This is a genomic window from Bacillus sp. Root131, assembly GCF_001429475.1.
Taxonomy (GTDB): Bacteria; Bacillota; Bacilli; order Bacillales; family Bacillaceae_G; genus Bacillus_A; species Bacillus_A thuringiensis_S.
In genome coordinates this window covers 2,658,085-2,674,348 of record NZ_LMJQ01000001.1, presented here as the reverse complement: position 1 = coordinate 2,674,348, position 16,264 = coordinate 2,658,085, and the positions used below count along the sequence as shown (strand labels likewise).

Here is a 16,264-nt window from a genome sequence, read left to right as displayed (position 1 = left end):
TTATGTAGGGCTCTTGTTCAGTATTTATAACGTATTAGCACTTAGAATCATGGCAATTAAATGCATTTATTTATAAAATTCACCACATAATATATATGCTATCCTCTTTTATTCTGTACATAATTTTCTTTAGGTTGATATACTATAAACACAATAGTTCTGGAAAGGTGATGATATTATGTATGAACAACAAAATAATAGAGATAGAGATCAAAAAATGATGTTTTCGATGCAAGGAGTTCCCACAAATAAAATTAACATGAATCAATTACCTAAATGGATTAAAATTTTTGGATATTGTGCGTTTGGTTGGATGATAGTATTTAGTTTAATTATGATTGTAGGTTTAATTCTGCAATAACTATACAGATACATAGATAGGTAAACGGGACGATATTTAGATTATACATCTAGGTAATGTTCCGTTTTTTATGTATGATTATCCCATGATATAGGTAACCAATTATACTAAAAAGAACTTGTAGAATATCCTACAAGTTCTTTTTCAAATATTATTAAAACGGGAACAACAAACTATTTTAACATTCAGTACAGGGAGACCATTTTGATTATGGCTTGATTTTATTATAAATCAAATATAAGCTTTTGAAAGGTCTAGATTTTGAAAATTATGTGAATTGAACAGCTACGATGTTTATATTAGATTTCATTTACAACCAACTTCTTCTTACTTAAATACACTGCACGATCTGATTTTTTAGCAACCTCCTGTGAGTGCGTCACAACAATAATACATTTATTCTCTTTATGTGCAAGTTCTTGAAACAGTTCTATAATATCCATTGCGGTTTGCTCATCAAGGTTTCCTGTTGGCTCATCCGCAATCAATAAATCAACATTACAAGATAGTGCTCGAGCAATTGCTACACGCTGTTGTTGCCCACCGCTTAGTTGCAGGACGTTTCGTTTCGCTTCAGCTTCTGAGAGTCCTACCCTCTCTAATAACTGTAATGCTCTTGCTGTTTTATTTTGCACTTTAACACCTGTAATTTCCATTGCTGTTAAGACATTTTGAAGAGCTGTCATATAGGTTATTAAGTTATAAGATTGGAAAATTACAGATACATTTTGATTACGGTATCGATCCAAACCAATTTTTCTAATATCTTTGCCATTATACAGTACATAACCATTTTTAGGGACATCTAGTCCACAACCTAAGCTTAGAGTTGTGGTTTTACCAGATCCAGATGGTCCTAAAATCGTGTAGAAATGTCCTTTTTGAAAAGAAAAGTTAACATTTTCTAGTATCGCTACATTTTTTCCATTACTTTCATAATAATAATCTAAATTTTTAAACTGTAAAATTGTCTCCATATCGAGCCTCCTCATTCATCTTTTAAAAGAATTTGTTTTGGGTTTAAACGTAGAATAGATAATGCCGGAAGAAGCGTTGCTATTATAGCAATAGCTAGTCCAATTCCACCCATTTTTCCTACATCTTCTCCTGTTACACTTACATCAATTTTATTAATCGGATCTTCTTTTTGATTTTGTAGAGTACCACCAGGTCCAGCCATCATTACAGTACCATGTTGCGAGGTATCTGTTTCTTCGCTTGAAGTAGCAATTTCATTCGAAAGTAAATTATCCCCGATATATTGAGAAACTTTAGCTCCTGTTGTTATGGATAATCCAAATGCTAAAATAGCGACACACACTACTTCTACTACGAATTGCGCCATCAGCTTCCACTTTTTCTCTCCAATGGACAATAGAATTCCCATTTCTTTACGACGCCCTTTAATTGATAGCATTATGATTAATCCTAAAATGATCGCACCTGCAATCGATACAATATAAATAATCATTTGAGAAGTCGAAGAGATATTTTCGATAGGACCAATCATTTGCTTGTACAATGAATCATGCGCATCTAATTTATAATAATTAAAATCAATATTAAATTTTCTTGCTTCTTTTTTAAATGCATCAATATATTGTGGATCATTCAAGAAATACACGACTTGAACACTACTTATACCTTGGTCTACTTCTAATTTTTTCATAGTTGAATGCGGCATATATAGTTTATTAGCTGGATCCATAATAGGAGGAGCCTGTTGACCCATTGCTTGCTCATTTGTTTCGTAAATACCGATAATTTCAACCTCAAGGGTTTCCTTCTTATCCCCTGATTGCACTTTAACTTTGTCTCCTACTTTCAAATTGTTTAATTCCGCTAATCGTTTTTCCATTAAAGCTACATTCTGATCCTTCATTTGCTCTGTTATTGGTTTTCCATCAATGATTTTACTTTTTCCGTTTTTAAAGCTTTCTTGTAATGCAGTCTTGCGAACTCCCTCAATCATAAAAGAAGCGTTCATATCGATTTCTGTACCAGAGCTTGAACCGCCTCGCGCAGCCGCCATTCCCACTTTACCTTTTCCTTCTCCTTCTGAAGCTCCTACTAGTTTAAGCCCATCAGAAATACCGAAAGTGTTAGCTATGTAATTATAATCTTTTACATACTTGGACTTCGCTAATTGATCTGTTTCTTTTGCATCGAGCTGCGGCGGATTTGGCATTTCTCCAGTTTCCTTAGCTTTTTGACCTAATTTGTCGAAATCAAGACCTAAAGTAACATCTGCACCAAGTTTTTTTCTTGCAGCATCCGCTGCTTTTTTTGATGCATTTTGGATTGTGAAACCTGAAAGAACCAAATTTGTAACAATCAGAAAAACTGCCATCAAAATTAATGATGTTCCTATCCTTTTTTTCATACTGAGAATTGCTCGTTTCATAAAATTCATTTTTTCTTACCTCCTTGATAACTTGTATTCTATATAGGTTATCTAGAGTTTATATGGAGCTAATCGGTAGTTTAACTAGAGATATAAGGAGTTTATGTGTAGTTATTTACCTGTTTCAGAAAAGCTAGAACACAAATTCAAAAATGCAGCCGTTTTTGAATATTGATAAGGAGTTATTCCGTTTAATAAATTTATTAAAGGTTAAGATTAATTTAATGTATGTAGCACAAAAAATATTTACTGTGTAATTTCTATACAATAAATATAGAGAAACCTATTTGTAAATATTTATATGAGTAAGTTTCCTAATAGAAATTACATCTTTTAATAAGAAAAGAAACAATTTAATATTCTTTTATACGGATATGAACATTAACTTACTTCTTAAATTTTAGTATATATTTATAGTTTTATTTTATTGCAAGCTTTATAATATGATATACAAATTTATCACCTACTATTAGGAAAAGAGAATATTTTATAATTAATTTACAACATAAATTTTGTCCATGTTTTAAACAATATGTATTTTGGAGGAGGTTAATTTGATTTTTTCAAAACTCATTGATCGGTACGCCTTATATGATTTACATAAAAAAAGAAGTGTAGCATTTCAGTTTACTTCCCTTTCTAACACTTCATTAAATATAAAGGACATAGAATCTTTTTATAAAGTACAACCATCACATTTTCATTTTGACATTAAGCATTCAAAGCAGGAAAATGAATACATGGTTGGGCAATTCAACTATAAAAGTTCGGTTCAATCCGGTGATTCACGCAACGACTCTGTAACTGGGGAATTATTCTTACATAAAAATGAAAATGCACCTCATGTTATCTTTGTTCACGGTTGGAGAATGGATTCTAACGAACGTGTGAAAAAAATATTCCACGATCATATGACCAGCCTGAAGTGGAATATGTATTATTTCACTCTACCCTATCATTTTGAAAGAAAACCCGATCAATCCTTATTCAGTGGAGAGTATATGGTAAGTGCAAATATTGAACGAACATTACAAGCAACTAGACAAGCGGTAGCTGACTTACGAGCTTTGATTAAATGGATTAAAGCAAATAAAAATGGGCCCCTGATTCTAATAGGAATTAGTTTAGGCGGATTTATTACTAACTTAACCTCTCTTGTTGAAGAAGAAATTGATGTGTTAGCATCCATTTTCTATGCAAATCGACTTTCTTATTCTATTTGGAATACAACTCCAGGTAAATTTATTAGAGAAGACTTGGAACATCATGGTGTTACGTATGATGATTTAATAGATTATTGGAAAATCACTGAACCGAGTCAAGCATTGCCAAAAGTAAAAAAAGAAAATATTTTATTAATTTCAGGTAAGCATGATCTATATGTGCATTCTGAGGATACAGACTACTTGTGGGAATCTTGGGAAAGACCTCCACGATATATTTATAAATGTGGGCATGCCGGGATCGTTCTTAAACGTAAAAAAATTGCAACTGATACTATTGATTTTATTCAAAATCGATTGAACTCCCCGCACTTATCCAATGTCATGCCTTAAATCGCGAGATTACTAAGTACAAAATCTTATACTTATATTGTTATATTTTTTACTAGTCACCTTTGTAAATCTTCGCCCCTAGCCTTACACGATTGAAAATGAAATAAAATAAATAACTAAGGAACTAATTTACCATATGGAAAAACATTGCTCAACATTTTCACTAGTAGTCCCTGTATATGCAATATTACATATAAAAATCTTTATGTATTCCGTTATTAATTTAAAAGGAAATTATTCATCCATTAATCTATACCATCCGTATTTGCAGTTAAGGATACCCTAATTACATATGAAAAAGAGAGAAGAACATTGGTTAGTTCTTCTCTCTTTGTTTATTTTTAAGATAACTATCTATAAAATTTTGCTTTTCATAATTCTTCATGAGTCTAGAAAAGAATCTAATCCTTTTCTAGACTCAAAAAGAAATTTTTCTAATGTACATAATTACAACGACATTAAACCACTTTGCTCTTAAATCCAATACTTGTATTATTAATTGCATGAAAGTCCTTCTTGAGAAAGGTTTTAATTTCCGAATATTCTGTTGACCGTTATAACATATCCAATTTACAATTTAATTGTGGTGTTCTTTCACAATTAAACTACTTAGAATATACACTTCATTTATTTGAAAACAATTACAAATAGAGGTGCTAAAATGAAAACTAGAGTAAATCCAGAATTATTACAAGGGTTAGAGATGTTTCCGGATCTCGATTTACGCCCGGAAAACTTGCAATCAATCAGAGAAGGAATAGCTCAAATGAGACCACCTACCGTTGTTGATGACTCTCTTTCTTTAACAGATAAAGTCATTGTTGGGCCTGATGATAATCCGTTACCATTACGAATTTATCGTCCAAAATCAAATCATGAATCTTTACCTGTCTTATTATGGATACATGGTGGTGGTTATATCTTAGGTTCTATAGATGATAACGATGATACTTGTATGAGGTTTGCAAAAGAAGCTGGCTGTGTGGTTGTATCTGTAGACTACCGCTTAGCACCTGAACACCCTTACCCAGCACCAATTGAGGATTGTTATTCAGCTTTAAAATGGATTGCTGATAATGCAAAGTCATTAAACATTGATTCAAATCGTATTGGGGTTGCAGGAGTAAGTGCCGGCGGTGGACTAACAGCAGCATTATCATTATTAGCCCGAGATCGAAAATATCCTTCAATTTGTTTACAAATGCCACTATATCCAATGATTGATGACAGAAATGATACACCTTCAGCGAATGAAATTAAAGAGGGATTTGTTTGGAATCAAAAGGAAAATGAAGCTGGCTGGAAAATGTATTTAGGAGAAATGTATGGAACGGATCAAATCCCTGCCTATGCAGCACCTTCTCGAGCTGAGGATTATAGTGACTTACCGTATACTTACACATTTGTTGGTCAATTAGATCCATTCCGCAGCGAAACATTAACCTATGTAAGCAAACTAGCGCAAGCTGGTGTTGATGTGGAGTTTCATTTATATCCAAATGCCTATCACTGGTTTGAAGGGTTAAATCCAAATGCCGATGTATCTATTTATGCTGTGAACGAAATAGTACAAGCAATAAAGACTGGTTTCAAACGAGTATCCAAGGTTGAGGCTTAATCCCATTACAAGATAAATACTTATAAATAGTATATATGTTATCATTTAAACATAATAGCCGATTCTAAATGAGAATCGGCTATTAATATGTAAAATCCGCCTAATATATCAAGGTTGAGAAACAGATATAAGATGTTTAGGCGATGTGTTTATTTCCTCTGCCAATGCTTTTATGTTCATCATGATTTGAAGTATTTCTTCTTTTGTTGTCCTTGGGTTGATAGAGCAAAGTCGAATTACTACTTTTTCTTTTAATTTAGTAGTACTTAGCATAGCAAATCCTCTTTGATTAATTTCTTCCACCAATTTTTTGTTTATTTCATGAATTGTATCTGTAGATGTTAGCTCACATGGAATATAACGAAAAGTAACAATTCCTAATTGGGCGGGTGTTACTACTTCCCAATCTTTTTCTTTCCTTAAAAACTCTTCAACTTGTTCAGCTAGCATAATGCCATGATCAATTGCCTCACGAAAAGCTGTAACTCCGAATGCTTTAAAAGAAAGCCATACCTTTAATGCTCTAAATCTACGAGAAAGTTCAATTCCACGCTCCCCAAAATTCACTTTTTCTTCTATATTAGTTTCTGTATCCTTAATATACTCTGGGATCATACGGAATGTTTCACTTAAATATTGGCTATTTCGAATAAGTACACAACCAACATCATAAGGCTGAAAAAGCCATTTATGCGGGTCTAACGTTAAAGAATCGGCACGATGAATTCCACTTAATAACTCCCTTCCTTTTTCACTGAGAATTGCTGCAGCCCCATAAGCCCCATCCACGTGTAGCCATATATCTTCATCACCACATACATCAGCCAATTCATCGAGGGAGTCCACCGCTCCGCAATTCGTTGTCCCTGCATTAGCAATAACACAGAATGGTTTTTTCCCTTTTAATCGATCTTCTTTTATTTGTTTTCTTAAAGTACTAACTGAAATTTTTAAGTCTTCATCTGTCTCAATTCGGCAAATTTGATGCTGTTTAAAACCTAATACTTTAAGTGCTCGATCTACAGAAAAATGAGTTTGGTTAGAAAAATAAACAATCGCATTTTCTATGTCATTATTCAGCTTGACCTGTCTCGCTACAGTAAGTGCAGTCAAATTAGCCATGGAACCACCACTGACAAATAGTCCTTCAGCTGAATCAGGGAATCCTAGCATTGATTTTAACCAGTTAATTGTCGTTAATTCAATTTGTTCGGCACCTGCACCTACTATCCAAGCTGTAGGAAATACATTAAACCCACTTGCTAAAAAATCTGCTAATACACCAACATAATTGTTAGGACCTGGCACAAAAGCCATAAAATGAGGATGATCCACATGAGTAATTTGATTAAACACATTGTTATTAAGAAAATGAAGTAATTCTTTTGGATTAGATCCGTTTTCCGGAATCGTTTCAATTAGCTTGTCTCTAAAAATATTACTATCAATCGTTTCTGAAACTGGTTTACTTTTTAAATGATTCATATGATCAACAATCAAGTCAACCGCTTGATATCCTAACTGACGCATTTCTTCGGCTGATAGCTGCAAGTTTTTTGTCATTTGATTTACCCCTATTCTATTTAAAAAGGCGAGTTCTTGCTCGCCTTTTCATTTTTTATAATTTGTAATCACAAATTGTTTGTATTGGATTTTGAAGAATCATGTTGATTAAGCAATGGATGTGATTTAATATTTCCTGTATTTTCTCTGCTTCATATACCGTTTGATCATATCCAAACTTTATTGTAAGTCTTTCTTCAGGGAAGCACATAATTCCATACTTTACATGTGGCTCATCAACAACTTCGTAATCCGTGATAGCAAAATGTCTGTTTTCATTTGAAGAAAAGATTGCTGGATTAGTTGGATAGTTTTCAAAAACCCAAAGATGGTCAGTCAACTCAGTTTTTAATTCACTTTGCTTTTGTATATCAACAAATGAATAGTATGCATACTCATTACATTTCAATGTCTCTAGTTGTACCTTTTGCAGGAAGTCCACAAAAGACTGCGTTTCTGTCCATGCTAATCGGATAGGCAAAACATTTGTGAACAGACCGAACATACTTTCAATTCCTTCTACTTCGGGAGGTCTGACTGATACGAGATTAGGCAATACTACTTCTCTCGTTCCGTTGAATTTGCCAAGTAATATTCCCCATACAGCTAGTAGTGCTGTATTCATAGTTATATTGTTTTTAGTTACAAATGTCTGTAACTGATTAGTCAAATCCTTGTCTAAGGTTAAATCCATAAAAGTGAAGTTTAACCCTTCACTTTTAGATGGGACTTCCTTTTTAGGAATACTAATTTTCTGATTGTATCCTGATAAATAATCCCTCCAAAAATGACGTGCTTTCTCATGATCTTGTACCAAAGTCCAGTCTATGAATGTTTCAAAAGGTTTTACTATAGGTAACCCCGCCGTAGTTCCCGCATTTGTTGTTTCATAGAGCTGGAATAATTCGTCTATCAAAATGCTGACGCTCCAACCATCACATAATAGATGATGGGAACTCCAAATTACCTTATGCTCGTTATTACCTAGTTGGAATATACAGAGACGTGTCATAAGTTCATCATTTTTAAATCCTCGACTTAAATTTTCATTCATCCACTGTTTTAGGAATTCTTGCTGTTCTTGTTTCGTCATCTCAATCAAGTTTTTTATTTCTGAATTTATTTGAACATCATATAGAACAGCTTGCCAAGGTTTTGCTTGTTCATCTTGCACAATTATTGTTCTTAAAGAATCATGACGATCAACTAATTGTTGGAAACACTGAATAAAGAGTTTAATATCCAACTCCCCCTCAAGTACCCAAATTGTTTGTTCAAAATATGCATTTGTATCAGGTTCATTCGTAGCATGTTCATAAATAACTTCTTGGAAAGGTGCTAACGGGTAAATACGTTCTATTTTTATATCCGGCATTTTTTCTTGTATTTTGGTAAGTGTTTGTTGATTAAGTTGTTTATCTTTAATATTTAGTAATGTAGCTTTATTATCGTTCATTATGTTTACATCATTTGTTTGTGAACTTGAAAAATGGTCTAGCTTTTTAACAAATTGAACCATGTCCCTTAATATAGGAAATGAAAATAGATTTTTTGGTTCAAGCTCAAATCCTTGTCGATACAGTCTGACGGACACTTGAATCGCTTTTATCGAATCTCCACCTAAGGCGAAGAAATGATCATTTACTCCAACTTGATCTATTTTGAGTACTTCTTGCCAAATACTAGTTAATATTTTTTCCATTTCAGTTTTTGGAGCAATAAATACTTCATTTGTTTGTTTCTCGGGAGTAGGGAGCGCTTTTCTATCTAATTTACCGTTTGGAGTCAAGGGTAATTGATCCAAATAAACAAAATAAGAAGGAATCATGTAATCTGGCAAGTGATCTCGCAAATGCTTTCGTAGTTCTGTTGTACTAATATTTTGCTCAGTTACCACATATGCAACTAAAAATTTTATTCCGTTCTCATCTGTTTGATCAATTACGACAGCATGTTCGACTTGTTTATAAGTTAGAAGACAATGAGCGATTTCTTCTAACTCTACTCGATACCCTTGAATTTTTACTTGGTAATCTTGGCGGCCTAAAAATTCAATATATCCCTCAGAATGCATTTTTCCACAATCTCCTGTTTTGTATATAAGACCAAAATCAGGATGTGACACAAACGCTTCATTTGTTTTCTTTTCATCATTTAAATATCCTTTAGCAAGGCCCACTCCCCCGATATATAAATCTCCAATTACACCAACAGGGCACATTTTCTTTTCATAGTTCAACACATAATACGTTTGGTTTGCCAAGGGCATCCCGTATGGAATACTATTCCAATGTGATTCCACCTGTTTGACCGGATAATAAATTGACCAAATCGATGCTTCTGTTGCTCCTCCTAGTGAAACTACTTCTGCAATCGGAAAATGTCGTTTTATTTTTTCTGGTAAAGAAAGGGGAATCCAATCTCCACTATGTAAAACTAAACGTAAAGAAGAATGTTCAAAATGAGAACCTACTTGATCCAATGCCAAATCCATGATTGCAGGCACTGTATTCCAAATTGTAATCCCTCTACGTTCGACAGTGCGGATTAATTCTTGCATGTCTCTCGGATCACGAATCATTACTAACATTGCACCTGTGCTTAAAGCTCCGAAAATATCGTATACAGATAGGTCAAAACACATGGAAGAGATACCAATAATACGATCATCTTCATTTACCTCATATTTTTGATTTATGTCTTGAATCGTATTTGTAACCGCTTGGTGAGTAATAATTACTCCTTTTGGTTTTCCTGTACTTCCTGAAGTGTATATAATATAGGCAATATCTTCTGGACCAGCAATAGCGGGCATGTCTTCTGTTGTATAAAATGACAAATCATTTTCTTCATAAAGACTAGGTTCTAATAAAAGCTTGCATGAGCTATTTTTTAAAATATATGTTTGGCGATCTAAAGGATGATTGGGATCAATCGGAACATAAGCAGCACCTGCTTTTAAAATACCTAGCATATTAACAATTGTGTCAACTCGTCTTTTGGCTAAAAGACCGACTTTGTCACCAAGACCAATGCCCTGCTCTTTTAAGAAGTGGGCAATTTGATTGGAGCGTTTATGAAGTTCCGAGTATGTTAACCATTTTTGCTCAAATACCACCGCTACTTCATTCGGTGTACGTTTTACTTGGTCTGTAAATAATTGATACAGAGTAGTTGAAGGTATTTTTTCTGTTGTTTCATTATATTGTTCAATTAAAGTTTGATCCGATTCTTTCATCTGCAAAGATGTTATATCGCTTTGTTTCACCAATTGTTCCAATAAGTCAACAAATTGGGAAAACATTGCTTCTATCACATCAATATCAAACAACTCTTCAACATAATTCCAGCTAATTAATAACTCACCATTTTTTTCAATTACTACATTATCCAAATACACTTGTGGAGTCCGAGCATGAATATAGCGAAGAGAACCAAGTTGTTCCCAAGAGAAAGCACCTGCACCTGCTAACATCGAGGTGAAAACGATTGGCATAACTGCTTTTGGCGTCATTTGATGATATCGAGTAAAATCTCGAATAAAGTTAACTCCATCGTAATGACGATGTTCAAGGCCATCTAATAAAGTAGATTGCGTTTCTTTTACTCTAGTAAAGAAAGTTTGCTCTGGTTTTACATCAACATCCAACAAAATAAGCGATGTGAAATCTCCTACAATCTGTTCTACTTCATCATGAACAGGATAACGGTTAAATACAGTCAAATTAATTGCTAATCGACGTTGATTACTCCAATATGCCAACACATCACCATATATTGTACAAAGTAGAGCGGAAGGCGTTACCTCTTTCTCTTGTGCTAACTTTCGTAGCTTTGTCCATTTTTCATTGTCCAGGATTTTTGTAAGTGATTGGAATTTAGGAGTAGCAATCTCTGCTGGATCCTTTTTTAACAGCAAAGAAGGTGCAAACGGAAAGTCAGGAAGCTTACTTGTCCAATAATCTTTTGCTGTTTTATATTCTCCGATTTGTTTCATTTCATCATAGATAAACATATAATCTTGAAAATCAAAAGATAAAGATTCTAATTTTTGATTTGGTTTATAATAATAATGCAACAAATCCTGTCCAACAATGTTCATGCTTGCTCCGTCCATTAACAAAGCATCGTATCGAAAACATAATAAATACGTGTCTTCTTTTAAAAGAAAAGCTTTCAATTCAAACAAAGGCCATTGCCCCAAAGGGAATACATGGTTAGTCATTCGAGAACGCTCTTCTTGTAAGCGAGCATGTTGATTCCTATCATCTAAATCTATGAGACTCTCTATTTCAATCTCGTAATCAGGAACGCTTTGTAATATTTGCTGTTTTCCCTCTGGTAAAATTACAGCTCGCAACATTGGATGACGATGGATCACCTTTTGAAAACTTTTTGAAAGACGATTGATATCCAATGCTGTTTCATATTCAAAATATGTTTGAGGGGAAATACCACTTAATTCAAACTGTGAATTCCTTCCTAACATATACGCTGTCTGAACTTCTGTTAAGGAGAATGGATTAGACAAATCTTTAACATGAGTTGGTTTACTTTCAAAGTTTTCTTCTTTATGCTCTAACTTTACACAAGAACTCAGTTGAGCGATTGTAGGGTGCTTAAAAAAATCTGTTGTACTTATTTTTAAGCAGTCTTTTCTTAATAAATTAATTACCTGAAGTGCTTTAATGGATTCTCCTTTTAATGCAAAAAAATTATCATGAATACCGATTCCCTCAATCTCCATAACTTTTTCCCACGCACGCACCAATTTTTGTTCAATTTCATTGCGCGGGGCAACGTATGGAATTGATACATAATCCGTTTGGGTTATATCCAATAACCTTTTTCTATCCACTTTTCCATTTGGATTCAATGGAATCTCTTCTACCTGAATCATTTTTTCAGGAATCATAAACTCAGGTAATTTATCACTTAAATATTTTCTGATTTCACCAAAAGACACCTTGTTATCCGATACATAGTAGGCAGCTAATAATTTCCTATTTCCATACACTTGATCAACAACGATAGCCTGGTTTATTTCTGGATATTCCCTTAATTGAGTTTCGATTTCTCTTAATTCAATCCGATACCCTCGAATTTTCACTTGATGATCCATTCGACCTAAATACTCAAGTTCTCCATTAGGCAACCAACGAACGAGATCACCTGTATGATACATCATTTCCCCTGCCGCAAAAGGACTCTGTACAAATTTTTCATCTGTCAGTTTACTTTTACCAAGATACCCTCGTGCTACCGCTACTCCAGCAATGCAGAGTTCACCGGGAATTCCAAATGGTTTTAATTGGCCATACTTATTCAATATATAGGAATGATAATTCGGATTTGGTTTGCCGATCGTAACTTCTTTGGAAGTGCTCAAGTCTTTTACTGTTGCGCAAATGGTTGTTTCTGTGGGACCATAAATATTTAAAATTGTTGCTTCACTGATACAACGAATTTTTTCAACCAAATCAATGGAAAATGCTTCTCCTGCTAATAAAATAGATTTTAAATCTTTTAGAAAATTTGCCCCTTCTGGATCACTCAAAATCACTTCCATTCGCGATGGCGTTGATTCCCATAAATCCACCTTATGTTTTTTGACCAAATGAGCCAATTCTTTTGTTGCAAACTGTTCCTCTGTAGCAATTACTACTTTTGAACCTTGCGTTAAAGGAAGACATATTTCTAACAAGGAAATATCAAAAGATACACTAGCAAGAAACAAGAATGATTGATTAGCTTTTACTTTTTCTCTCATTACATTTAAAAAATGAACTAGCGATTTTTGTTCTATCATTACCCCTTTTGGATTTCCTGTCGATCCTGATGTGTAAATAACATAAGCCAAATCATTAGGATTATGTTCTCGTACTAAATTACTTTCTTCACCTTGGAAAAGATATTCTTTATCAAGATACAGTACTTCACCCGCAAATTGCGGCAATACTTCCTCTGTTCGCTTACTAAGTAAATATTTTGCTTGACTATCTTGTAACATATATTCAATTCGTTCAGTTGGGTAGTTAGGGTCGATTGGTAAATACGCTGCTCCTGCTTTTAAAATCCCCATCATACCAATAATCATTTCTAATGACCGATCTACCATAACGCCAATAATACTTTCTTTTGAAACACCTTTACTTTGAAGAATAGAAGCCAATTGATTCGCTTTCTTATTCAATTCTCTATATGTCAAAGATTGATCATTACAAACAACAGCAATTTGATCTGGAGTTTTTAATACTTGCGCTTCAAACAAATCTTGAAATGATTGAAACAAGTCTATGCCCGTTTGAAAAGTATTCAATCCTTCTAACAACTCTTTTTCTTCTTCTGCAATAATACAAATATCTTTCAATGCCAAATTCGGATTTTGTGAAACTTGCTTTAAAACATAACAATACGAATTGGCAAACTGTTGCAAAGAAGAGAATGAACGGGACTTACAAGAAATTTGAAATTCAAATTCATTATGTATTTCATTCCATTTTCTTCGTATCCATAGGGCTAAATTATTCTCTGCGTATTCTTCTAGCGAATTTTCATTATGTAATCCTTCCATCCCGATTACAATTTGAAAAGGAGTTAAATTGTGTTTAACTAATAATTCAGAGAGCGGATACTCCTGATTTTCATACCCGAATAAAGTCGTTTGTTCAATCTCATTTACTAATTGTTTAAAGGGGTGATGCGGATGGATTTCACTTCCTAAAGGAATCAACTTATTAAGATTCTCACTTTGTTCAAGATTCTTTTCAATTCTAGGAATACCAATGGTAATTCTTTCTTGATCTGTATAATGTGCCAAACAAACCCTTAAAGCGGCTTGAAACCAGCTAAATAATAATAAATCTTGAGACTTACTTATTTTTTGTATACTTTTACTAAATTCTACATTCACTCTGACTTGAACGTACTCACAAGGTGTTTCTTTATTTAGTTGGTAATCGCTATTAAATTTAAATACAGAAAAATCGAGAATCTCGGAAGATAATTGCTCCTTCCAAAACGCTTCTACTTCTTTATTTTCATGAATTGAACTTCGATCTTTAATGTGCATTTTTATCTTTATCCCCCTAATATTCATTTCTTCTACTCGTTAATTTTTAAGCCAACTTCAAGCCCATGGAGAAACACTTGATGATTATCCAAACATAAAAATTGCTGAATATCTTCAAATTTCATATGACCAACTGAACAAACCCCTAAATTTAATGTTTCAGCAACCATATTTAAGGTAGCAGTGATAATGCCTGACTCAATACAAGCAAATAAATATCCATCTGAACCGTATTTCGGGATAGAAGCGTTCGCATTATAAATCAAATAAACTGAGAATGCAGATTGAGTAAATAAATCCTGATTAATTAACTCATGATCACTTTTGATCACTTGATCAATGTTGTTTACAATCACAAGACTGTTTTTTGATGGGTTATAATAATAAAATCCAGCTTTCATACCCTCTATACGTTTTGGTTTTATATAAACAAAGATATCAATGGGATAGAGCCCGCCTGCACTTGCGTAATGATAGTATATTTTTTCTTCCTTAACCTGTTTTAGAGTTGATAAGAATTGGGAAAATTCCGAAAAACTAATATGTTTTTCCGTATCAAATTGACGACAAGATCTACGTTCCTTAATTATAGTAGGTAGCTCATTTGTTGTTTCAAGTTGAATTTCGGTCGACCGTGCAGCAACGTGCGTGCGATTTAATTGTTCACTCATATACTTATCTAACTTTTCTTTAGAAAAGCGAATCTGGTTGCTATATGGATTTGAAAAAATCTTTTCTTGTGAAGAAAATACTTCTCTTGGGTGTAATATATTACTTACTAACACACGATTTTTTATCATGAGCTCTATGTTTTTTTGTGTCTCTTCTACATTTCCTAACGAAAAGCGCTCTACTAGTTCACTAATTTTCACACCTTTTTGAGCCATAAAATAAAAATCTGGAAACCACTCAGACAGAATACCTGTAAATCTCATTTCCCCTATCAAAACTTCATTATGCAACTTCTCCCAATGCTTAATCGGAGACCAGTAATAAATTTTCTCGCTCATATAACCCTCCATAAACGTTTAACTTATTTTTGAAATGCAATTTTCTAATTTACAAAAATTTTTTTGGATTCTGCTCCTTGTCTCATAGTGATTATAAATACATGCACTTTAACGAAACTTGAAAATAATGAAATAACTTTTTCTTCATTAAAATTTTTTATTTCATCATAAAAAATGATTTCTTTTTGGATATTTCACATCCTTTCCCATAGTAATCCTATAAGGTATAAACCATTTATAACATTGAGAATATTCATGTATTTCCAATGTGAAATTATTGTAATGGATTGGAGAGCGGTTGAATATAGTTATTAAATCAAATAATGTTGAGAAAGTTTTATTTATTATATCGATAAAATTTTATGATGTAATTTATTACAAATAGATTAAGAAAAGAGTTTTAAATTTTTCTTAATCAGTTAGTGTGAAAATATCACATACTATTACATACAATCGAGTTACTTACATTTCATATTCAAAATAGAGAAAAGACACCTTGAATGGTGTCTTTTCTCTATTTTAATTCCTTATACTTTTTACGCCTTTGTTATTTTTAAACGATTTGTAGGAATTAATACAACTCGAACATCTAGTTCGTTATATGTTCGAATATATAATAAACATTATCTGAATTACGAATGTATTTCAGGTAATTTTATAAATAAACTCAAAGATATCTT

General features: G+C 33.2%; 8 protein-coding genes. 3 read left to right on the top strand and 5 right to left on the bottom strand.

What is annotated here, in order from left to right; translation table 11 throughout:
* Nucleotides 1–178 precede the first annotated feature (178 nt).
* Nucleotides 179–361 carry a hypothetical protein gene (locus ASE54_RS13425; protein WP_000273237.1) on the top strand — a complete coding sequence of 61 codons (183 nt, stop codon included), beginning with the start codon at nt 179–181 and terminating at the stop codon, nt 359–361.
* A gap of 299 nt (nt 362–660) precedes the next feature.
* Here ASE54_RS13425 and ASE54_RS13420 read toward each other — a convergent pair whose 3' ends face one another.
* Together ASE54_RS13420 and ASE54_RS13415 are read right to left on the bottom strand one after the other, a co-directional pair.
* On the bottom strand, nt 661–1,338 hold the full coding sequence (locus ASE54_RS13420; RefSeq protein ID WP_000447865.1) for an ABC transporter ATP-binding protein: 678 nt from the start codon (nt 1,336–1,338) through the stop codon (nt 661–663).
* An 11-nt stretch (nt 1,339–1,349) separates the two neighbouring features.
* Nucleotides 1,350–2,774: an ABC transporter permease gene (locus tag ASE54_RS13415; protein WP_001010216.1), complete on the bottom strand. Its 1,425-nt coding sequence runs from the start codon at nt 2,772–2,774 to the stop codon at nt 1,350–1,352.
* Between the two features lie 545 nt (nt 2,775–3,319).
* Here ASE54_RS13415 and ASE54_RS13410 point away from each other — a divergent pair.
* Nucleotides 3,320–4,321, top strand: coding sequence for an alpha/beta hydrolase family protein (locus ASE54_RS13410; protein WP_000577701.1), 1,002 nt, complete (start codon nt 3,320–3,322; stop codon nt 4,319–4,321).
* A gap of 661 nt (nt 4,322–4,982) precedes the next feature.
* Nucleotides 4,983–5,939: an alpha/beta hydrolase gene (locus ASE54_RS13405; RefSeq protein WP_000857940.1), complete on the top strand. Its 957-nt coding sequence runs from the start codon at nt 4,983–4,985 to the stop codon at nt 5,937–5,939.
* A 108-nt stretch (nt 5,940–6,047) separates the two neighbouring features.
* On the opposite strand, the gene ASE54_RS13400 is transcribed toward ASE54_RS13405, so the two are convergent.
* The 3 genes from ASE54_RS13400 to ASE54_RS13390 are packed head-to-tail and all read right to left on the bottom strand — an operon-like array spanning nt 6,048 to nt 15,584.
* The gene (locus tag ASE54_RS13400; protein WP_000164809.1) at nt 6,048–7,502 is read right to left on the bottom strand and encodes an aminotransferase class I/II-fold pyridoxal phosphate-dependent enzyme; all 1,455 of its coding nucleotides are present in this window, start codon (nt 7,500–7,502) and stop codon (nt 6,048–6,050) included.
* 55 nt (nt 7,503–7,557) lie between these two features.
* Nucleotides 7,558–14,574 (bottom strand): non-ribosomal peptide synthetase, encoded by a 7,017-nt coding sequence (locus ASE54_RS13395; RefSeq protein WP_000547600.1) that lies wholly within the window; start codon nt 14,572–14,574, stop codon nt 7,558–7,560.
* Between the two features lie 32 nt (nt 14,575–14,606).
* Nucleotides 14,607–15,584, bottom strand: a complete 978-nt coding sequence (locus ASE54_RS13390; RefSeq protein ID WP_001290966.1) for a SagB/ThcOx family dehydrogenase — start codon at nt 15,582–15,584, stop codon at nt 14,607–14,609.
* Between the last annotated feature and the right edge of the window lie 680 nt (nt 15,585–16,264).